Annotated in this window: 14 protein-coding genes; 6 read left to right on the forward strand and 8 right to left on the reverse strand. The window is 76.5% G+C overall.

All coding sequences use genetic code 11. From position 1 onward, the window contains the following. Window positions 1-480 precede the first annotated feature (480 nt). The 3 genes from Sdagh_RS30345 to Sdagh_RS30355 all read left to right on the forward strand — a co-directional run bounded on the left by Sdagh_RS30345 (window position 481) and on the right by Sdagh_RS30355 (window position 4,230). Complete coding sequence (locus Sdagh_RS30345) at window positions 481-3,015, forward strand: tachylectin-related carbohydrate-binding protein (RefSeq protein WP_190077594.1); 2,535 nt, start codon at window positions 481-483, stop codon at window positions 3,013-3,015. A 220-nt stretch (window positions 3,016-3,235) separates the two neighbouring features. Continuing rightward, complete coding sequence (locus Sdagh_RS30350; protein ID WP_190077655.1) at window positions 3,236-3,958, forward strand: DUF899 family protein; 723 nt, start codon at window positions 3,236-3,238, stop codon at window positions 3,956-3,958. A gap of 56 nt (window positions 3,959-4,014) precedes the next feature. Continuing rightward, window positions 4,015-4,230, forward strand: coding sequence for a hypothetical protein (locus Sdagh_RS30355; RefSeq protein ID WP_190007895.1), 216 nt, complete (start codon window positions 4,015-4,017; stop codon window positions 4,228-4,230). A gap of 19 nt (window positions 4,231-4,249) precedes the next feature. On the opposite strand, the gene Sdagh_RS30360 is transcribed toward Sdagh_RS30355, so the two are convergent. Together Sdagh_RS30360 and Sdagh_RS30365 are read right to left on the reverse strand one after the other, a co-directional pair. Next, window positions 4,250-4,408 (reverse strand): hypothetical protein, encoded by a 159-nt coding sequence (locus Sdagh_RS30360; protein WP_190077595.1) that lies wholly within the window; start codon window positions 4,406-4,408, stop codon window positions 4,250-4,252. Between the two features lie 87 nt (window positions 4,409-4,495). Then, window positions 4,496-5,131 carry an ANTAR domain-containing response regulator gene (locus Sdagh_RS30365; RefSeq protein ID WP_189412926.1) on the reverse strand — a complete coding sequence of 212 codons (636 nt, stop codon included), beginning with the start codon at window positions 5,129-5,131 and terminating at the stop codon, window positions 4,496-4,498. 156 nt (window positions 5,132-5,287) lie between these two features. Between Sdagh_RS30365 and Sdagh_RS30370 the strand changes: the two genes are divergently transcribed. Beyond that, a complete protein-coding gene (locus Sdagh_RS30370) occupies window positions 5,288-5,638 on the forward strand; it encodes an STAS domain-containing protein (protein ID WP_190077596.1) in 351 nt (116 codons plus the stop codon). Next, window positions 5,635-6,603 (forward strand): anti-sigma factor RsbA family regulatory protein, encoded by a 969-nt coding sequence (locus Sdagh_RS30375; RefSeq protein ID WP_190077597.1) that lies wholly within the window; start codon window positions 5,635-5,637, stop codon window positions 6,601-6,603. Before Sdagh_RS30370 ends, Sdagh_RS30375 begins: the two co-directional genes overlap by 4 nt. 48 nt (window positions 6,604-6,651) lie before the next feature. Here Sdagh_RS30375 and Sdagh_RS30380 read toward each other — a convergent pair whose 3' ends face one another. The 6 genes from Sdagh_RS30380 to Sdagh_RS30405 all read right to left on the reverse strand — a co-directional run bounded on the left by Sdagh_RS30380 (window position 6,652) and on the right by Sdagh_RS30405 (window position 17,456). Then, entirely contained in the window at window positions 6,652-8,055 is a 1,404-nt protein-coding gene (locus Sdagh_RS30380; RefSeq protein ID WP_190007899.1) for a GAF domain-containing protein, read from the reverse strand. 7 nt (window positions 8,056-8,062) lie between these two features. Further along, entirely contained in the window at window positions 8,063-9,100 is a 1,038-nt protein-coding gene (locus Sdagh_RS30385; protein WP_189412933.1) for a rod shape-determining protein, read from the reverse strand. A 189-nt stretch (window positions 9,101-9,289) separates the two neighbouring features. Then, a complete protein-coding gene (locus tag Sdagh_RS30390) occupies window positions 9,290-14,314 on the reverse strand; it encodes an SAV_2336 N-terminal domain-related protein (RefSeq protein ID WP_190077598.1) in 5,025 nt (1,674 codons plus the stop codon). After that, window positions 14,304-15,359 (reverse strand): AAA family ATPase, encoded by a 1,056-nt coding sequence (locus Sdagh_RS30395; protein ID WP_190077599.1) that lies wholly within the window; start codon window positions 15,357-15,359, stop codon window positions 14,304-14,306. The genes Sdagh_RS30390 and Sdagh_RS30395 overlap by 11 nt, the downstream gene beginning before the upstream one ends. Window positions 15,360-15,435: 76 nt before the next feature. After that, window positions 15,436-17,097: a VMAP-C domain-containing protein gene (locus tag Sdagh_RS30400; protein ID WP_190077600.1), complete on the reverse strand. Its 1,662-nt coding sequence runs from the start codon at window positions 17,095-17,097 to the stop codon at window positions 15,436-15,438. Then, window positions 17,094-17,456: a CU044_2847 family protein gene (locus Sdagh_RS30405; protein WP_189412941.1), complete on the reverse strand. Its 363-nt coding sequence runs from the start codon at window positions 17,454-17,456 to the stop codon at window positions 17,094-17,096. The genes Sdagh_RS30400 and Sdagh_RS30405 overlap by 4 nt, the downstream gene beginning before the upstream one ends. Window positions 17,457-17,677: 221 nt before the next feature. On the opposite strand from Sdagh_RS30405, the gene Sdagh_RS30410 reads away from it, so the two are divergent. Then, window positions 17,678-21,304, forward strand: a complete 3,627-nt coding sequence (locus tag Sdagh_RS30410; RefSeq protein ID WP_190077601.1) for a S8 family serine peptidase — start codon at window positions 17,678-17,680, stop codon at window positions 21,302-21,304. Window positions 21,305-21,539 lie beyond the last annotated feature (235 nt).

The following is a 21,539-nucleotide window of genomic DNA, read 5'->3' on the forward strand; positions in this document are numbered from 1 at the left end:
GGCGGAGGTGGGGTTTCGCCGTCCGGAGGAATGGGTTCACGGAGTGCTGCGAATGTGCTCCCCAGGGGCGTGACGATCATCATGGTGTGAGACGCGATGTGAGGCGTTACGCCCCGTTTGACGTGCGGGTTCGAGGTGTCTGTGTGAACCCTATGGGGTTTTCTGGGTGATTCCCGGCAGGGAATTCCGGGGCGATCAGGGACGGTATTTTTCCGCTGTGCTTATCCGCCCCTGTGGTTACTATTCGGCTGCCGGGTGTGGGGGGCGCGTGGTATCCGGTTCGCCTTCATGCCCGTATCCATATGAAGGCGAAGGGGAACGCGATGAAGGAACGTGCCGTGCCGCCGGCGAGGTCGGTGGGGGCCGCGCCGGCGGCCCAGGAGGCTCCGGGGCACACCGTGGAGACGTTCGACCACGCGCGGTAGGCGCCCACCCCGCCCCGTTCCGCCTGCCGTCCGGCTCCCACCAAGGAAATGACAGATGCCCCTCAGACGTGCCCACGTGGGCCTCACCGCCCTCCTGCTGACCACCGGTGTCGCGGCCGGCGCGCTGACCGCGCCGCCCGCCGTCGCCCTCGCCGGCTCCCCGGCCGCCGACAACGCCTACGCCTTCACCGCGAAGCTCGACATCGGCACCGGTGACGCCAAGCGGGCCTGCTCGGCGACGCTCGTGTACACCGACTGGCTGCTGACGGCGGCCAGTTGCTTCGCCGCCGACCCCGCGTCCGTACCGGCCGGCGCCCCCGCGCTCCCCACCACCGCCACCGTCGGCCGCACCGACCTGACCGGCACCACCGGCCAGGTCCGCCAGGTCGTCCGCCTGGTGCCGCACCCGGACCAGGACCTGGTCCTGGCCGAGCTGGCGACCCCCGTCACCGGCGTCACCCCGGTCGCCCTCGGCACCACCGCCCCCGCCGCCGGGGAGGCCCTGCGCGGCGCGGGCTACGGCCGTACGAAGGACGAGTGGGCGCCGCTGCGGCTGCACTCGGGGACCTTCACCGTGGACTCGGCGTCCGCCTCCCAGGTGTCGGTGAGCGGCAAGGACGGCGCCGCGGTCTGCGCCGGTGACGCCGGCGGCCCGCTCTTCCGCGAGGTGAACGGCACCCCGCAGCTCGTCGCCGTCACCAGCCGTTCCTGGCAGGGCGGCTGCTTCGGCGCCGACCCCGCCGAGACCCGAACCGGCGCCCTCGCCACCCGTACCGACAAGCTGCGCAACTGGATCGGGGTCAACGCCGGCCCGACCTGCTCCACGCAGGGCGCCCTGTACTCGACGACCACGACCGGCAGCCTGCTGCGCCGCAACGTCGACGACCCCGACGGCGGCACCGCGGCCGTGCCGGAGTCCAGCACCATCGACACCGGCTGGGACCAGTACGGCCGGATGCTGGCCGGACCCGGCGCCACCTTCTACGGCATCAAGAGCGACGGCGTCTACCTCAGCCACCGGGTCTCCTCCACCGGCACCTGGGACGTCCACCACCAGAAGATCAGCACCGACCTGGGCACCTACGCGTCGGCCGCCAACCACAACAAGATCAGCGTCGACCGGACCGGGCACATCTGGTACGTCGACGGCGGTGGCGACCTGCGGTTCCAGAAGTACGACCGGACCGCGGCGGCCTGGGACCCGCAGGGCAACAAGAAGATCGACTCCGGCTGGGCCGCGTACACCCATGTGTTCGCCGCCGACGACGGCGTCGTCTTCGGCATCGACTCGGCCACCGGCCACCTGGTGCGCTCCCGCTACGACTTCGACAGCCAGCGGTGGATCGAGCGGCAGAAGACCGTGAGCACCTCCGACTGGCGGGCCACCAAGGAGATCACCTCCTTCGGCGGCGACACCATCGTCCGGGTCAACACGGGCGGCGACGTCCGGCACTACCGCTACAACGAGTCCACCGGCGTCTTCGGCACCACCTGGAACAAGCTGATCGGCTCCGGCACCCACTGGTCCGGCTACACCAGCGTCAGCGGCGGCCCCGACGTCTGCCGCCTGCGGTCCGACTGGACCCCGGACGCCCCGGCCGTCGACGCCGACCGCACCACCGGACCGGACGTCCTGCAGACCTCGGCCGGTGAACTCGTCTACGCCGCCACCGACGCCGACGGCCGCCTGCTGACCGGCCGCCAGACCGACCCGGCCGACCCCGGCACCCTGCGCTGGACCACCGGCGCCGCGAACGAGGTCCTCACCGGGCAGCCCCAGCTCGCCGAGCAGCCCGACGGCCGGATCGCGCTGAGCGCGCAGACCCCGGACAGCCAGACCCGGTGGCGCCGCCGCGCCGCCGCCGACGACACCTGGGGGTCCTGGATCGGCCTGGCCGGTTCCATGGCCGGCCACCCCGTCCTCGGCCGGACCCCGGCCGGCGTCCTGGCCGAGTTCGGCGTCGACGCCGAGGGACACCCCTGGTACCGGCAGCAGCAGCGGGCCAACGTCGACTTCATGGGCTGGGTACGGCTCACCGGTGACGGCTTCGCCGGGCCGCTGACCGCGGTCACCGTCCGCGACGGCATCCAGCTCTTCGGCACCGGCACCGACGGCCGGCTGCGCACCGCCGCCTTCGCCGACGGCACCCTCGGCACCTGGACGACCGTGGGCGACAGCGGGGTGACCGGTGCCCCGTCGGTCGTCGTGTACCCCGGCCACCGGCTGGGCGTCTACGCCCGCGGCGCCGACGGCGCGGTGCTGTCGGCGGTCCAGACGGAGGAGAACGCCGTCTTCCCGGCCACCTGGACGAAGGTCGCCGACCTGACCGCGGCCGGCGCCCCGTCCGCCGTGGTGGACCCGGCCAGCGGATACACGCAGGTGCTCGCGCGGGCCGAGGACGGCACGATCCGCGGGTCCCGCGAGGCCGTCCAGGGCGACTTCGGCACCTGGCAGGCGTCGACGCGGATCGGCACGGACGTCCCGGCGTCCGATCCGACCGCCTACTCCTACACGGCCGGCACCACCTCGGCCTGGGCCTTCGCCTACCGCACCGAATCCGGTGAGGTGCGCGTCACGAAGGGGTCCTGAACCGGCACGGGCAGCGGCCGGTCCGCCGGGCCACCCGGCCCGGCGGACCGCCGCCGTGACCACCCGGCCGCGCCGCTGCCCGGGCCTCGCGACGAGTTCCGCCCGCGGCGGGAGTCCGCCGTGGTGACCGCCGGTACGCGAACATCACGGAGGACACCATGACCAGCGAGCCGCGGCAGCCCCCGCCACCCCGCCGGGCGGACGGCCGCCCGTCGTCGGGATCGCCGAGTGGCGGACCGCCCGGGAGGCCCTGCTGGTCCGGGAGAAGGCGCACACCCGGGAGGGCGACGCCATCGCCGCGGCACGGCGCCGGCTGCCGAGGGTGGAGTTCGACGGGACGGCGCGGGTCGTCGGCCCCGACGGACCCGTGCCGTTCCTGGAGCTGTTCCAGGGGCGCGAGGCACTCGTCGTGTACAAGCACATGTGGTACGACGGCGCCCCGCACCAGGGACAGTGCGAGGGGTGCACCACCACGGCCTGGCACCTGAGGGACGCCGTCCACCTCCACGCCCGAGGGGTGTCGTTCGCCGTCCTGACCACGGGGGAGTGGCCGGAGGTCGCGGCGTACGTCGCGTTCATGGGCTACCGGCAGCCCTGGTACTCGGTGCGTGACGCGCCGGAGCCCGTGGGGGGAGACATGGGGTACCTGACCTGTTACCTGCGGGACGGCGACCGTACGTTCCTCACCTACGCCACCACCGGACGCGGCAACGAGCGGGTCAACGGGTCCCTAGGCCTGCTCGACATGACGCCCCACGGGCGCGGCGAGGCATGGGAGGACCACCCGGCGGGCCGGCCCGCCGGGCGCGAGGCGTGCTGGAGCTGGCGGACGGACGCGGACGGCGCCGCCACCTGGGGGCCGACCAGCCGTCCCGTACCGCAGTGGACCCGGCCCGGCGCCGGACCGGTGGACACCCTCGGGCGTCGGCACGGCCACTCCTGACGCGGGTCACCCGCTTGCCGGACGGCTGCCGGGCCCGGACGGTCGTTGGGCCGGGCATGACGAAGAAACTGCTCTGCGCATCCCTGCTGGCCGCCACCGCCCTCGTGACGGCCGCTCCCGCCGCCCAGGCCGCGCCCGCCCCGGGCCCGGCCGGTCCGGTGCCCGTCGCGCCGCTGCTGGACGGGCTGCTCGGCTCGCTGGAGATCGGCAACCCGGCCACCTCTCCGCAGTCGCTGCTCCCCGCCGGCCTGCTCGGCGGCGCCAGGGGCTGACCACCGCCCCCGACGGGACTCAGAGCGAGCCGGGCTCCTCCACGTCGCGGTCGTCGTCGCGTTCGCCCTCCGCCTGGGAGGGGGGCGGCCGCGGCGGGGACGGACGGCCGGAGGTGTCCGGCTCGTCGTCGCGTTCGCCCTCGGCCTGGGACGGGGTCGGCTGGTCCGGTGACGTCATGGTGGCTCCTGTGGGGGGAGAGAAGAACTGTGGGGGAGGGGAGGAACGTGAGGCCGGGTACCCGCCCCGGGCCGGGGCATCCGCGGCTCAGCGGCCGTGCCGGACCAGGGCCGCGCGCAGCGCCGCGCGCACCTCGGGCGGCGGGGCCGGGCCGTCGCCCGAGGCGCCGGCGGTGACCGCCTCGGCGACCGCGCGCAGCTTGGTGTTGGACAGCTGGGACGCCTCCCGCAGGATCTCCCACGCCGCGTCCGGCGTACACGCGTGCACCGCCATCAGCACCCCCCGCGCCTGGTCTATCACCGGGCGCGAGGCGATCGCCTGCCGCAGTTGCTCCACTTCCTCCTGGAGGACGTGCAGCCGCTCCGGCTCCGTCCCCGGGGCGCGCAGCGGATCGTCGGGGTCCAGGCCGGTCAGCTCCAGCGTCCGGCGGGGCTGGCCGCGCCAGTGCCGTGCGGCCACCGCCAGCGACTGCCGCTGGCCGTAGCCGCTGAGCAGGTCCAGGAAACGCATCCCGGCCGTGTCCATGAACACCACGTGCCGCATGTCCGCGTCGATCCGGGCGATCCCGGGTGGCAGCCCGGCGAGCGCCTCGGCCAGGAGTTCCGCACAGCCCTGGACCAGGTCGCCGCGCGGGACGAGCAGTGCCCGCTCCTCCTCCACCCGGCACTCGATGACCAGGCCGGGCGGCCGGTCCGTCGGACCCGGTGGTGCCGCTGAGGTCATGTCACCGCCTTGTTCGGTCACTCTTCCCTGTCGGTGTCGTCGTCCCGTCGGTGTCGCAGATGCGCCTGCCCCCCGTCCGCGTGAGTACACCCGGCGAGGTGAAGGGGCCGGGGAAGGACGGGTAGGGTGCCTGGTCCGGGAGTAGGGGAGACAACGGTGGGCACTCAGGGCGAGGCATCGTCCGCAGCCGTCGGTACGGCGCCGGGACTGACGGTGTCCCCGCTGCCCGGTCTCGACGGCGTACGAGCGGCGGGCGAGATCGGACTGGCGACGCGGGGCACCTGGCAGCGGGCGCTGGAACAGGCGGTGCGGGTGGACGGCGACGTGCATGTGGACATGTCGGGCGTGAGCTTCGTCGACGTCGACGGGGCGCGGGTGCTGGCGGACACCGCGGGCCGCCTCCCCGAGGGGCGGCGGTTGGTGCTGCACCGGCCGCCTGCGACACTGCGACGGGTGCTGGAGATGTTCTGGCCCGACCAGCCGGCGATCGAGGTGTCGAAGTCATGAGTACCGTGACCGAACCGTTCACGGGCTCCCGTCCGGAGCCCGGCGCCTTCGTGCACCCCGCGCTCTTCTACCGCGACGACGACGAGTACCTGGCCGGCACCGTCCCCTTCGTCCGCGAGGGACTGGCCGGCGGCGAGCCCGTCGCCGTCGCCGTCCCCGGTGAGCGGCTCGCCCTGATCCGCGACGCCCTCGGCGCCGACGCCGAGCGGGTGCGGCTGCTGGACATGCGGGAGGCAGGACGCAACCCCGGCCGGATCATCCCCGGGGTGCTGCGCGCCTTCGCCGACGCCCAGCCCGCCGGCCGCCGGGTACGGATCATCGGCGAGCCCATCTGGGCCGGCCGCAGCGGCACCGAGTACCCCGCCTGCGCCCAGCACGAGGCGCTGATCAACGACGCCTTCGAGGGCCGGGCGGTCACCATCCTCTGCCCCTACGACGCCGTGCGGCTGGACGCCGGCGTCCTCGCCGACGCCCACGCCACCCACCCCGTCGTCATCCCCGCCGGCTCCGCCGGGGAACTGCCCAGCACCGCCTACGACCCGGCCGGGGTCGTCGCCCGGTACAACGCGCCGCTGCCGCCGGGGCCGGACGCGCCCGTGCTGTCCTTCCCGTTCGCGGCCGGCTCCCTGCCGGACGCCCGGCACGCCGCCACCGGCGCGGCCGGCCGGCTCGGCCTCGGCGGGGTCCGGCTCGACGACCTGGCCCTGGTGACGGCCGAGCTGACCACCAACTCCGTGGTGCACGGCGGCGGCGCGGGCGTGCTGCGGCTGTGGGCCGAGGACGGGTACGTGGTCTGCGAGGTCCGGGACCGGGGCCGGCTCACCGACCCGCTGGCGGGCCGCCGGCCCGCCTCCCGCGACCAGCGCGGCGGTCGCGGCCTGCTCCTGGTCAACCTCGTCTGCGACCTGGTCCGCACGCACACCGGGCCGGACGGCACGACGGTGCGTACCTGGTTCGCCGTCTGAGGCGCCGCGACTCCTCGGCCGCGCGGAGCATGTGAGGCGTCCCCGGTCTCACAGCGGCTCCTGCCAGGTGTACGCCGTCCCCGTGCCGTCGTCGGCCACCGTCAGCCGGACCGCCGCCCGGCCGTCCGGGCCGGTCGCCGTCGCGTCCACGACGATCCGGACGCGGTCGGTGCCCGGCTGCCGCAGGGCCGCCGCCAGCGCCTCGCGCACCGCGGCGACCAGCCGGTCAGCCACCTCGTCCGGCACCCGGTGCTCGACCGGGCCCGCGAAGTGCGTGGACGGCGGGGAGCCGAGGTGCGCGGCGGCGCCCGCCGCCTCCCTGAGCACCCGGGCCCGCAGGCCGGCCGGCGGGCCGGCGGGCGGCTGCCGCAGCGCGATGATCGCCGTACGCACCTCCCGCACGGTCGAGCGCAGGTCGTCCACCGCCCGGTCCAGCAGCGCGCCGACGTCCTCTGCGTCGGTGCGGCGCCGGGTGGACTCCAGCATCATGCCGGTGGCGAAGAGCCGCTGCACCACCAGATCGTGCAGGTCACGGGCGATGCGGTCCCGGTCCTCATAGACCGCGAGCCGGGCCCGGCCCCGGTGCGCGTCGGCCAGGACGAGGGCCAGCGCGGCCTGCGCGGCGAACGGGACGGCGAGCTGCCGTTCGACGTCGGTGTACGGACGCTCCCCGCGCCGGCGGGGCAGCGCGAGGGTGCCGATCAGCCGGCCGTCCGCCTCCAGCGGCAGCATCATGCTGGGCCCGTACCGGTGCCGTACCCCGGTCGTCATCCGCGGGTCGGTCGCCGAGTCCTCGAGGAACACCGGCTCCCCGCCCAGCAACTGCGCCAGCACCGGCGCGTCCGGTGCGATGGCCGTGCCGACGATCCCGGCCGGGTCGTCCGGCGTGGAGACGGTCACGATCTCCATGCCGCCCTCCCCGGTCGGCCGGAGGACGACCCCGGCCGCGGCGTCCGCGAGCCGCCGGGCCCGTTCGGCGACCGTCGTCAGGGCGTCGGCACCGGCGTCCTCCCCGGCGAGCAGCGCGGTGGTGACGGCCGCGGTGCCCTCGATCCAGCGCTCCCGCTGCCGGGCCGCCTCGTGCAGCCGGGCGTTGCCCAGCGCGATCCCGGCCTGCTCGGCGAGGACCCGCGCGAGCTGCTCGTCCTCCACGGTGAACGGCCGCCCGCCGGGCCGCCCGGTCAGCACCAGTTCGCCGAACTCCTCGTCGCCGGCCCGCACCGGCACCCGCAGCCGGTCCCCGGCGCCGGCGGGGTCCGCGCCGGCCCGGACCTCGGTGGCGCCGTCCGGCGCGGGCCGGACCGTGCGCACCACGGCCGACGCCGCCCCGGTCAGGGACACCGCGCCGGCCACCAGGCGGCGCAGGGTGCCGCACGGGTCGAGGTCGGTGCCGAGGGCCAGGACGGCGTCGAGGAGGGCGGTGAGCCGGGAGCCGGAGGGGGGACCGGTCACGCCGGGGTCAGTCGGCGGCGGGCTGCAGCGACACCGGCTCCACCTTGCCCTCCAGCATGGTGCCGAGGCCCTGGACGGCGCAGATGTCGGGGCGTTCGGCGATGTGCACCGGCATGCCGGTCGCCTGCCGCAGCATCTGGTCGAAACCGGGCAGCAGCGCGCTGCCGCCGACCATCATGATGCCCCGGTCGGCGAGGTCGGCCACCAGGTCGGGCGGGCAGTCCCGCAGCACCCTGCCGATGCCGTCGAGGACACCCGTCAGCGGCGTCTGGATGGCGTTCCGCACGGCGGCGGTGTCGACCTGGACGCTGCGGGCGAGACCGGTCGCCACGTCGCGGCCGTGGATCTCGGTGGAGGCCGGGCCGTGGGCGGTGAGCCCGTTGCCGGACAGGGCGAGCTGGAGGGGCCGTACGGACTGGCTGGGCAGGACCAGTTCGTGCTGGTGACGCAGGTGCTGGACGATCGCGGCGTCGACCGCCTCGCCGCCCACCGGGATACGGGCCGCGGTCACGATCGAGCCCAGGGAGAGCACCGCGACCTGCGTGGCGTGCGCCCCGCACACCATGATCATGGTGGCCTCGGGCTGCTCCACGGGCAGTCCGCAGCCGACCGCCGCGGCGATGAGCGTGTCGACCAGCTCCACCCGCCGGGCGCCGAGCCCGACCATCGTCTCGATCGCGGCGCGCTGGGCCAGCGGGTCGGCGTCGTGCGGGGTGCAGACCGCGGCCCGCAGCCGGGGCTTGCGGCGCAGCGTGCGGCGGACCTTGTCGCCGATCAGGTGCCGCAGCATGCGCTGGGCCATCTCGATGTCGACGACCGTGCCGCCCGAGACGGGCCGTACGACGCGGATGTAGCCGGGGGTGCGGCCGGTCATCTTCTCCGCGAACTCACCGACCGCGATGAGCGCGCCGGTGCGGGTGTTGACGGCGGCGGCGGACGGCTGGTCGACGACCAGCCCCGCCCCCTTGACGTAGACGCGGGTCCGCGCGGCCCCCAGGTCGACGGCGAAATGGCAGCGGCGCAGCTGCTCCAGAGTGGCGGTCATGGCGGATCCTCCCGAGAGCACGGACCGTGGCCGACGGGCGGCCGGCCTCCCTCGCATCGTGCGGGCGGCCCCCGGACCGCCGCCTCCTGGAGGGGGCCGGGCGGGGCGCCGCCGAACGGGTGGCCGGCCTCCCGGGAACGGCCCGCGGGCTGTCCGGAGCGCCGGGGCCCCGTCGGCGGCGGCATCCCCTCACCGCTGCTCCGCGGCGGTCAGCAGGGGACGCAGGTCGGTCACCAGGGGGACGTCGGGGTCGGCGGCGCGCAGGTCCCGCCGGACCCGCTCGGACCGCCAGTAGCCGATGAACGGCAGCCCGGCGGCGCGGGCGGCGCGCTGCTCGGCGGCCGACGCTCCCACCAGCACGCACTCTTCCGGCGCGGCGTCGACCGCCTCCAGCGCCCGGCGCAGTACGTCCGGGTCGGGCATGAGCCGGGTGAGGTCGTCCTGCCGGCCGTGCACCCCGCCGGTCACCCGGTCCAGCAGGCCGTGCCGCCGCAGGTACCCGGTGACCGGGCCGGGCGCCCGGTCGGTCACCACGGCGACCGGCACCTCCCGCCGGTGCAGGGCGCGGATCAGCGGGCCGGCGAACGGGGTGCCCCGCGCGGTGCGGGCCGCCCGCTCCTCGTGCCGGGCCAGCCGCCGCTGCACCTCGGCGCCGACCCGGTGCCCGGCCAGCGCCCGGACGAAGTCCAGTGTCCCGGCGTAGCCGTCCGACGGGAGACCGGTCCCCGGCGGCGGCGGGACCCCGGCCGGCGCGTCCTCGGGGGCCCGGTCGTCGGCGACGAGCTGCGCGATGTCCAGCAGCACCTCGCGCTCCGCGCCCGGCCGGTACAGCCGGGCCACCACGTCGTCGAAGCCCAGCAGCACACAGCGGGCGCCGGTGATCAGCGGCTCCGGGCCGGGGCGGGCGCGGCGGGCGGCGGCGAGGGGCGGCGGGACGGTCCAGTCGACGTGGTAGCCGGGGACGCCGGTGCGGGCCAGGGCGGCACCGAGACCGTCACCGGCCGCGGTGCGGCGGGCGTGCCGCAGGGCGTCGGTGAGCAGCGCCGCCGGGGCGGGTCCCGCCGCGGCCCGCGCGGGGTCCTCGACCCGCCAGGTCGCCGCGACCCCGGCCACCGCGTCGACGGCGAGGTGCCGGGGGCGCAGGTCGACCTCGTAGTACTGCCAGGCGGCCCGTTCGGCGGCGGGGGCGGTGCGGACCCGGGCGGAGTCCGCCGGGAGGAAGGTGCCGCCGCCCGCCGTGCCGGGCAGCAGCAGGACGACGGCCTCGGCGGCGTCGCGGGCCGGCGGGACCCAGCCGCCGGACGGCACCGGGAACGGGCCGCGCGCCGGATGCCCCTCGGGGGCCGGGCGGGCGGTGCCCGGTACCAGGTGGTACCAGCCCGACTCGTCGTCCAGCCGCCCGAACGTCCCCGGCGGGAAGAAGAAGTCCTCGTCGGCCACCTCGCCGTGGTACAGCGCGTCGGACACGGCGACGACGGCCTGGGCCGGGGCGGCGTCCAGGGCCGCGGTCACCGCCCCGGGGGCGGCCCGGAAGACGTGCTCCCCGCCGCCGTCCGGCCGGAACCCCACCAGCCAGAACTCGGCCCGCAGCCGCAGCCCGCCCAGCCGCGCCAGCCGTCCGGGCAGCCGGTCGACGGCCGCCCGCAGCAGTCCGGCGACCGGAACACGGGGCGACAGCGCCACCAGCACCTCGCCGGGGCCGGGGGCGCTCAGCCGGTACGCGTCACCGGCCAGACCGCTGTCCGCGAGCAGGTCACGGGCGAGCGCGGTCAGCGCCGCGTCCGCCCGGGTGCCGCGCGGGCCGTCGGCGAGGGCGAGGCGGACCCAGGCGCGGTGATCGGTGCCGTACGCCTCGTCCTCGTCCTTCAGCCCTTCTGCCGCCCCTCCCCTGGGGGACCACGCGACCGGCTCCGGCTCCTCGGGCTCCTCCGGCTCGTCCTCCTCCGAATCCGGGTCCTCCCGGCGTTCCCGGTCGAACGGCGGGAAGCCGGCCGGCACCTCCGGCGGGGGCCGCCTGCCCTGCCCGGCACCGGCCGCCCACCACTCGTCCTCGGTCGGGAACGAGCCCTCCGGGAACTCGTCCGGCGCGGCCACGACGGCCCCCGGCGAGCCGTCCACCGGGTGCTGCGGGGAGGGCCGACCCGGGTCGTCCGCCGGCGGGGCGTGGTCCTGGCGCAGTTCCCGGCCGAGGGCCAGCAGCTCCGGGTTGTCGCCGCCGGACAGCTCGTACTCGGCGTACCGCTCCAGGGCCTCCTCGAAGCGGCCCAGGCGGCGCAGCGCGATCAGGTACAGGCGCAGGAAGGTGTCGTGGAAGGGGTGGGCGTCCAGCAGACCGGCCAGCTCCCCGGCCGCCCGGTCGGCGTCGCCGAGGGCGAGGTGCAGTCCGGCGAGCCGGGCGTGCAGGGTGAGCCGGAGCTGCTGGAGGTTCCGGCGCGCGGTGCGGGCGGCGGGGCCGGGCACCCCGGCCAGCGGGGGGCCGCCGCGCCAGAGCCCCAGCGCCTCGGCGACCAGGTCGCGCGCCTCGGCCTCCGCGCCCGCCGCCCCGGCCGCGTCGGCCCGCCGGACCAGTTCCTCGCAGCGCACCACGTCCACGACGTCGGCGCCGGTGTGCAGCGCGTACCCGTGCGAGGGTGTCGCCAGCACCCCGGGGCCGAGCGCCGCCGCCAGCCGCTCGGCCGCCCGGCGCAGCCGCGTACGCGCGTCCCGGGGCTCGTCGGCCGGGTCCCACAGGCCGTACCGCAGCTCCTCGTGGGTGAGCGTCCGGCCGTGCTTGAGGAGCAGCATGGCGAGCAGCGCGGCCTCGTCCGGCGCCGGCTCGGAGGAGCCCTGGGGCCCCTCCACGCGCAGCGGCCCCAGGACGTAGTAGAACCGCTGGTCGTACTCCTGCCGGGCCAGCCGGGCCAGCTCCGGGTCGGTGAGCAGGTCCCGGCCCTGGAGCTGGGCGGGCGGCGACGGGGACATCAGCAGGTCCAGGGCGTGCGCGAACGGCCCGCGCAGCACCGGCGGGAGATGTTCGAGCCGCCCGGGGTCGACGGGCATCGTCAGCCGCGAGGTGCCCGACGCCAGCAGCAGCACCAGCTCGCACAGCGCGCGCAGGTCCGCCGCGCGGGCGTCCCTGGCGCCCGGCCAGCTGCCCCGGCCCGGTGCGAACAGGCTGAGCCGGACCGTCCCGTCCGGCATCAGCACCACCCGGGACGGCTCCAGCGCGCCGTGCACCGCGCCCGCCGCGTGCACGGCGGTCAGCGCGCGGGCCAGCTGCGCCGCGACGGCCACGGTCAACGGGGCCGGCAGCCGGTTGCCGTAGGGGCGGGCGAGGGTGTTCAGGGCGATGCCGTCGAGGTGCTCCATGACGACGTAGGGCGTGTCGTCGTCCACGCCGGCGTCGAGGACGGTCACCACGTTGGGGTGGTCGATCTCCCGCAGGGGCCGCGCGTCCCGCAGGAACGCCCGCTGCCGTGCCGGGTCGGCGGTGGGCTCGTGCAGCCGGACCGCCACCGTGCGGCGGGTGCGGGTGTCCTCGGCGAGCCACACCTTGCCGTCCGGGTTGAGGCGCCGCACCAGCCGGTACCGGTCGCCGAGCCGTCGCGCCGAGGGCGCCGGGGGCGCGACACGGGCGGCGCTCAGCCGCCGGGCGCCGCGCTCGCTGATCTCGGCGATGGCCTCGCCGCGCGGCCCGGTCTCGGTGCCGTCCGGGGCGGGTGTCAGGGCGTGGAACTCGCCGGGGGAGCGGCCCGCCCGGTCCTCGATCAGGTCACCGGTGCGCAGCAGCAGGTCGTGGGTGCGGGCGCGGGCGGAGCGCGGCAGCCCGCGCAGCAGCAGCTCGCGCACCCCGGGCCGCCACACGTACGAGCCCGGCGGCCCCGGCACGGAGGCGAGCAGGCCGCTGAGGATCACCTCGGCCAGGTGCGCGGGGCGCGGCTCGGGTTCCACGGCGGCCTGCACCAGCCGCATCACCGGCAGGTCAGGCCGGCCCAGCGCGAGGTGCCCGGCCAGCCGGTACGCCGCGGGGGACGCCGCCGACCGGAACCGCAGGACCAGTTCCTCGGCGGGCAGCCGGGCCACGTCGGTGCGGTCGTCGGTGTCGGCGGGCAGCGGGCCGAGCACCGCCGCCGCCGCGCCGGGGTGGCCGGTGCCGCCCGGACCGGCCACCAGCGCCGCCCAGTTGGCCAGCCACTGCGGCCCCGGCTCCAGGACCGGCACGTACGCGGTGTCCGCGGGTGGCTCCTCCTCGGTGCTGTCGTACGGGGTGAAGGAGAGCACGGCGCTGGGCGCGGCGCGGTGGGGGGCGGTGAGCAGGCCGGGGACCGGGGGCAGCGCGGTGTCCCGCCACAGGTGCTCGGGGAGCGGCTGGACCACCGCCAGCGGCATCCGGCGCGCCCAGCGGCGCAGCGTGGCGAACCAGCGGGTGCCGGCCGGTCCGGCCCGCCACTGCGGGCCCATGCAGTCGCTGATCAGGAGGGTGACGGTCCGGCCGTCGGCGGGGGCGTGCACACCGTCGCCGGCCACCGTGCCGTCGGGCAGGGCGCGGTGCAGCGTGACGGTGCGGAAGACGCCGGACTGGGCGAGCGCGGTGTGCAGTTCGCGCACCAGCGGGCGCCAGACCGGCATCGTCGGCCCGGCGTCGTGCACCAGGTGCAGCCGCAGCCAGCGCTCCCGCGCGGGGCGCAGCACCGGCAGCCACCAGCGGGGGTCGGCGCCGAGCCGGGCGATGCGGTCGGCGGTGGCCGCCTCGTCGACCTCGCGGACGGCGGGCGCGTCGGTCCGGCGGCGCAGCGGGCGCAGCGCGCGTTGCAGGGCCAGCGGGTGCGGCAGCATCGGCGGGGCCGGGGCCAGCACGGCGGTGTGCGGCTCGGGCGCCGCCCCGGCCGTCCCCGCCGCCGTCGGCAGGGACGGCGGCAGCCGCAGCGGGGCGCGGGGCGCGGCCGGACGGCCGGTCCGGTCCGGGGGCGGCGCGGCCGGCTCGCCGCGTGCCCCGCCGACGTCCTCCTCCGGTGCGCGGGGCGGCGGCGCGGCGGGCGGTACGGGGGTGCCCGGGGGCCGGCCGGAGGCGGGGCGGGGCGGACCGGCGCCGTCCGGGGCGGGCTCCATGTGCCGGGCCAGCCACAGCAGTTCGGCCAGCTCGCGCGGGGTCGGGCGGGTGCCCGGGGCGGCCCGGCCGAGCAGCTCGGCCAGGCGGGCGACGGGTTCCGGCGGGCCGGCGGGGTCAGAAGGCATGCGGCTGCGGGGACTGGCCCAGGTACGGCATCAGCCGCTCGGCCAGCTCGTCGAGGGAGTCGGCGGTCAGCCCGGAGGCACGGGCCAGGTAGATGGCGTTGAGGAGCTGGTCGGTGGCGAGGTCGCCGCTGCCCACCCGGGACAGGAACCGGTCGATGAGCTGCCGGGCGTAGGCGTCCGGCTCGCCCAGGTGGGCGCGGACGATGTCGGCGAGGTGCTGGTCGTCGGGCTGGCGCAGACGCAGGGTGACGCAGCGGCGCAGGAAGGCGGGCGGGAACTCCCGCTCCCCGTTGCTGGTCAGCACGACGAAGGGGAAGGCGCGGCAGCGGACCCGGCCGTGCTCCACCGGCACCCGCCGGCCGGTGCCGTCGGCCATCACCTCGGCCCGGCCGCCCGGGGCGTCACGGGCGGCCCGCACCAGTTCGGGGATCTCGTACTGGCCCTCCTCCAGCACGTTCAGCAGGTCGTTGGGCAGGTCCAGGTCGCTCTTGTCGATCTCGTCGATGAGCAGGGCCCGGGGGTGGGCGTAGGGCAGCAGGGCGGTGCCCAGCGGGCCGAGCCGCAGATGGTCCTCCACACCGGCGCCCGTGCCGTCCCCGTCCGTGCCCCTGCCGTCCGTGCCCCTGCCGTCCGGACCGGCCGCCGCCTGCCGGGCCGCGTACAGCCGGGACAGCGGGTCGTACTGGTAGAGGCCGTCGTGCAGGGTGGAGCGGCTGGTGATGTTCCATCTGAGGACCGGGCCGAGGCGCAGCTCCCGGGCGACCGCGTAGACCAGCGAGGACTTGCCGGTGCCGGGCGGCCCGGTGACCAGCAGCGGACGGCGCAGGTACAGCGCGGCGTTGACGAGCTGGACGGTCTCCTCGGTGGCCCGGTAGGTCCGGGCGCGGTGGGTGCGGTCGGGCGAGGCCGCCGCGGCGTCGTCGTCCTCGGCGGGCGGGTCCAGGACGGGACGGCCGTCGAAGGCCCGCCAGGGCGGTGGCGGGGGCAGCCGGGTGATGCCGTCGTGCGGCTGCGACGCTCCGGTGTAGACGGGCCACAGGGCCATGGGGTTTCTCTTTCGGGGTCGGGTGCGGTCGTGCGGTGGCCGGCCGCGGGCCGGACGCGCCGGCCGGCCGGGCGGGTCAGCCGACGGGCGAGTGCAGGCAGGCGGCGGGCTCGGGGAAGCAGCGCGGATCGTCCCACAGCACCTGCACCTCCCGCGCCCAGTGCCCCTCGGGATCGTCGGCCGCGTACGCCTCCTCACGCAAGTCCATTACGCGGCGCGGCAGTTCGGCGGGGGAGACGCCCTCGACCGACTCCGCGAGCCGCTCCAGGAAGGCCGTACCGGCGCACGCGCCGGCGTGGTCGTCGCCCGGACAGCCGGTGCGCCGCCACAGCAGCACGGGCACGGGGGCGCTGAGCCCGGCCCTGAAGTGCTCGCCGACCGAGGTGAACCCGGCCAGCGCCGCCGCCTCGTCGCGCAGCCGCATCCGCAGGCTGCGCGGGTTCTCCCGGGTGCCGCACGCCACCCGGTGCAGCCGGGCGTCGGACCGGGCGTCCAGCTCCTGCCACTTCTTGCTCAGCTCGTGCCGGGCGCGGCTGCTGCGGTGCCGGGAGCGCTCCGCCACGACCACCGGGTGGGCGCAGCCCAGCGGGGTCGGGTCGTACGCGCTGCACTCCCACTGCGCCACCGGCTTGTCCAGCCACTCGTACGGCAGGACGAAGGCGAGCAGCGCCTCGGCGTCCCGGTCGAGCTGGTTGAACGCCGCGTCCACCCGTTCCTGGACGTAGGCGGGCACCGCGTCCTGGGGGACGCGGCGGGTGCCCACCGGGCGGCGGTGCCCGTCGCGGTAGGCGGACACCTCCACGGTGACCTGGTCCGGTCCGGCGCCGCTGCGGGCCAGTTCGACGACGATGGGCGTCCAGGCGGAGGCGGCGGCCGGCCGGGGGCCGGGCACCCGTCCGGGCAGCGGTGTCAGCCGCTCCTCCAGCGCCCGTTCGAGCTGGTCGGCGAACCGGTCCTCGGCGCCGACGCCGGGCACCTCCCGGCGTACGTAGTCCGCGGCCTGCCGCAGCGTGTGGAACAGCTCCTCGGGCTCCGGGGCGAAGGGGTCCACGGAGGAGGCGTAGAGCCGGTTGGGGTCGCAGTCCAGGCCGAGCCGCTCGGCCCGGCCCAGCAGCAGTTCCAGCCGTCCCGCGTCCGGGGGCGGGGCCGGCGCGGGAACCAGCCCGCCCAGCCCCTCCCAGTGCCGGGCCAGCACCTCGACGGGCAGCATCCGGCCGACGTGCGTCGAGGTGGTGGAGGTGACCATGCCGACGACCGTGCCGTCGCTGAGGGTGGCCGCCGCGCCGCTGAACCCGCCGACCAGGGTCTGCCCGTGCGCGGTGAGGGCCTCCAGCTGCACCCACTCGCCGGCGATCAGCGGGCCCGGTACGGCCCGGTAGGAGGCGAGGACGCCCTTCGGGAGGGCCCCCGGGAAGCCGTAGGCGATCAGCTCGGGGGCGGGGTCGCGGCGCTCCGCGCCGGGCGGCGCGAACACGGCGGGCCGCACCGGCACCTCCCGCTCCAGCTCCAGGACGGCCAGGTCGCCGGGGTCGTCCCGGTGCCCCTGCCAGCCACCCCGGAAGAAGACCCGGGCGGTCACGTCGCCCAGGTCCCGGTGGCCGGGGAAGACCACGGTGGCCGTGTCCGCGTCCTGGACGACGTGCGCGCAGGTCAGCACCAGCCGCCGGGTCACGAGGAAGCCCGCGCCGACCCTTCTGCCGCACTCGATCCGGACGTGGAAGGAGGCACGGCCGGTCATGACCGTACGGCGGCCCGGCCGTCCGCCACCGGCGAGGGGGCCGGCGTCCCCGGCGACCAGTGCAGCCGCACCACCAGATGGCCCTCGGCGGTGCCCTTGGCGATGACCGCGCCGGCCTCCGCGCTCAGCCGCACTCCGAACTCCAGCTCCACCGAGTCGGGTCTGAGGGTGCCGTCGCGGAAGACCCGCAGCGCGGACGCGGCGGCGGCGCGCACCCCCTCCAGCGCGTTCTCGAAGGTCCGCGCCGCCTGGGCCGGGCCGTCGCCGCGCGAGACCAGGCGGGCGCCGGTCTCGTCGTCGACGGCCTCGACCACGACCCGGGCGCCGTCCTCCGTCGTGAACTCCAGCAGTCCGTCCATGCGCCGTTCTCCCCGTTCGCCGTGCGCCCGCGCCTCTCCCTCACGCGGACGGACCTCATTGTGACGGACGGTGCTCGGCGGTGTCCCGTGAAGGACCGGCCGCGCCCCGCCGACGTGGCGGAAACCCGCCAGTGCGCGCATCCGCCACCCCTGGTCAACTCACCCGTGACACCCGGGCCATGAGACTCGTGCGCGGCAACGCTACGAGGAGAGGGGCGTGCATGAGCACGAGACCCAGAGGTACCGGACCGGTCCTGCTGGCCGCCGCGGTGGCGGTCGCGCTGCTGCCGGCCGGCCCGGCGGCGGCCGGGGCGGCGGACGCGGCCCCGTCGGACATCCGGCAGACCCGGGCGGATCCGGCCCGTACGGTCACGCTGGTCACCGGCGACCGGGTGACCGTCACCGGCACCGGCGGCGGCGGGCGGACCGTCACCGTCGAGCGCCCGCGGGGCGCCACCGGCGCCGTACGCACGCAGGACGCCGGTGGCTCGCTGACCGTCGTACCGGACGAGGCCCTGCCCTATCTGCGGGCCGGGACGCTCGACGAACGCCTCTTCGACGTCACGGAGTTGCTCCGTCAGGGGCTCGGGGACGGCGACTCCGGCGAGCTGCCGCTGATCGTGACCTACGAGAAGGGCGCGTCCGTCGTCACCCCGCGCAGCACCCAGCGCACCCGGACCCTGACCAGCGTGCGCGGGGCGGCCGTGGAGGCGGCCAGGGGCCGGGCCTTCTGGGAGGACTTCACCCGGCGCGCCGGCACCGTCGAGGGCGTCTGGCTCGACGGACGGGTCAGCGCGGAGATGGCCGAAAGCAATGCCCAGATCGGCACCCCGCGGGCCTGGGACGCGGGCCTGACCGGCAAGGGAGTCACCGTCGCCGTCCTGGACAGCGGGGTGGACGCCGGCCATCCCGACCTGGCCGGGCGGATATCCGCCGCCCGCAGCTTCGTCGAGGGCGAGGAGGTCGCCGACCGGCACGGCCACGGCACCCACGTCACCTCCACCGTCGGCGGCAGCGGCGCCGTCTCGGACGGCGCCGAGAAGGGCGTGGCGCCCGGCGCGACCCTCGCGGTCGGCAAGGTCCTCAGCGACCAGGGCTCGGGCAGCGAGTCGCAGATCATCGCGGGCATGGAGTGGGCAGCCCGGGAGGTGAAGGCCGACGTCGTCTCGATGTCCCTGGGCTCGACGGAGGCCAGCGACGGCACCGACCCGATGGCGCGGGCGGTGAACGCCCTGTCCGCCGAGACCGGCGCGCTGTTCGTGATCGCCGCCGGGAACACCGGCTCCCCCTCGTCCATCGGCTCGCCCGGCGCCGCCGACGCCGCGCTGACCGTCGGCGCCGTGGACGCCGCCGACGAGGCCGCCTGGTTCACCAGCGCCGGACCCCGCCACGGCGACAACGCCCTCAAGCCCGACCTGTCCGCCCCCGGGGTCGGCATCCTCGCCGCCCGCTCCACGCTCACCGCGGGCGAGGGCGCGTACACCTCCATGGACGGCACGTCGATGGCGACCCCGCACGTCGCCGGGGTGGCCGCGCTGCTCGCCGAGGAACACCCCGACTGGACCGGCGCGCAGCTCAAGGACGCGCTGATGTCCACCTCGAAGCCGCTCGACGCCTCCGCCTACCGGCTGGGCGCCGGCCGGGTCAGCGTCCCGGACGCGATCGGCGCGGACATCACCGCCACCGGCAGCGCCGGCCTCGGCTTCCACTCCTGGCCGTACGAGGAGAACGAGCCGGTCACCAGGACCGTGACCTACACCAACTCCTCCGCCGCGCCGGTCGAGCTGGCGCTCTCCGTCGAGGGCGCCCCCGAGGGCGTCGTCACCCTCGCCGACACCGCCCTGACCGTGCCGGCGCACGGCACCGCCGCCACCACCGTCACCGGGGACGGCACCGGCGCCCCCGTGGGGCAGACCAGTGGCCGGATCGTCGCCTCCGCCGCCGGGACGCCGGTCGCCCGCACGGCCTTCGGACTGGTGAAGGAGGAGGAGCGCTACACGCTCACCGTCCACGTCAAGGACCGCTCCGGCGCGGGCACCGCCGCCGACCTGACGGTGCAGCGGCTCGCCCCGGGCGTCGACCCGGAACCGGCGTACGTCGGTGACTCCGGCACCCTCGCACTGCGCGTCAAGCCCGGCACGTACAGCCTGTCCGCCTTCCTCGACGTGCGCGGCGGCCACGGCGCCGACTCGCTCGGCCTCGGCTTCCTCGCCGCGCCCGAGGTCGTCGTCGACCGCGACCGCGAGATCACCCTCGACGGCCGCACGCTCCGCGAGATCGACGCGGACGTCGGCCGGCGCACCGAGACCCGGCAGCTGCTCATGGAGTACGACCGCGACGGCGGCGGCGCCGACCTGTTCGGCGCGGTGCAGGTGCCGCTGACGTACGACAGCGTCTTCGCCGCGCCCACCGGCCGGAAGGTCACCGTGGGCACCTTCGAGTACCGGACCGTGTGGCGGCTCGGCAAGCCGCTGCTGGAGGTCAGGGGCGTCGGTGACGCCACCGTCCAGTCCGGCGGCACGCTGCCCGCGGGCCGGGTCCGGCTGCCGCTGGTGGACGCCGGGACCGGCCCGGTGACCGGCGCGAAGGGCAAGGCGGTCCTCGCCCGGCTCACCGAGGGAACCGACCCGGCCGCGCTCGCGCGGGCCGCCCAGGACGCGGGCGCTAAGGCGCTGTTCGTGACCGACGACGCGCCCGGCCGGCTGATGGAGTGGTGGGGCACCGACGACAACGCCGACCGGCCGCTGGCCGTCGCGACCCTGAACCAGGCCGACGCGGCGGCGCTGCGCAGGGCGGGCCGGGTCGACATGACCGGCACGCCGGACACGCCGTACACCTACGACCTGTCCCAGGGGCACCCCGGCGCGATCCCCGACCGGGACCTGACCTACCGCCCCGGCACGCGCGAACTGGCCACCCTCCACACCAAGTACCACGGTGCCCGGGCGTCCGCCGGCGGCGGGTTCCGCTACTCGCTCACCGGCACCTTCGCCATCGGCATCGGCTTCAAGGAGCGGATCGCCTTCCCCGCCGAGCGCACCGAGTACGTCTCGACCGGGCCCGGCCAGCTGTGGACCGAGTCGATCGACTCGGCCGGCGGGCTGGAGCAGCGCAGCGGAGAGGTCCGCTACGAGGGCGGCACGAGCCAGGAGCTGGACTGGTTCAAGCCGGTCTGGCACCCCTACCTCGGCACCGGGCTCGGCTGGGGGCAGCAGCGCACCGGTGACCAGATGCGGTTCAACGCGCCCGGCTGGGGCGACTCCGGCCCGGACCACACCGGCTTCGGGGACATCTGGAGCGACAGCGGCATGACCCAGACCACGGCGCTCTACCAGGACGGCGCGCTCGTCGACCGGATGGACGGCTCCACCGCCTACCTCTGGGACGCGCCCGCCGACGAGCACACCTACCGGCTCGTCACCGACACCGCGCTGGACGCGGAGCGCTGGGGGACCGGCGCGACGGGCCACTCCGCGTGGACCTTCCGCTCGGCGCGCACCCCCGAGGACCGGAGCACCCGCCTGCCCCTGATCAACCTCTCCTACGACCTCGGCACCGACCTCGCGGGCGAGGTGCGGGCCGGGCACCGGCTCGGCATCGGCCTGGACGCGGCGTACGTGGCCGGCGCGGCGGACACCGGCCGCCTCGGCGGCGGGAGGCTCGACGTCTCCTACGACGGCGGCGAGACCTGGCGGCCGGTCCGGCTGAGCGGCGACGGCGGCGCCTCCTGGCGGGGCACCCTGACCGTGCCCCGCGACGCCGCCCACCTCTCCCTGCGGGCCTCGGCCGAGGACGACCGGGGCGGCTCGGTGACGCAGGAACTCCTCCGGGCGGTGAGCGTCCGGTAGGGCACGGACACGCGGACGGCGCCGCCTCCCTGGGACGGGGGGACGGCGCCGCCGTTGTTCTGCCGGACGAACCTCAGACCAGCCAGCCGACGAAGTGGACGAGGCCGGCGAGGATGTCGGTGAGAACGTTCATGTGAGTACTGCTCCTTGCGTGATACGTGCGATGTGGGACCTCACGCCGACTACGGTCTGCAGCCCGTTGCTTGCGTACCGTCAGTCTCGTTGATCCCGCCGG

This window comes from Streptomyces daghestanicus, from assembly GCF_020521275.1.
In the GTDB taxonomy this organism is placed as follows: Bacteria; Actinomycetota; Actinomycetes; order Streptomycetales; family Streptomycetaceae; genus Streptomyces; species Streptomyces griseoviridis.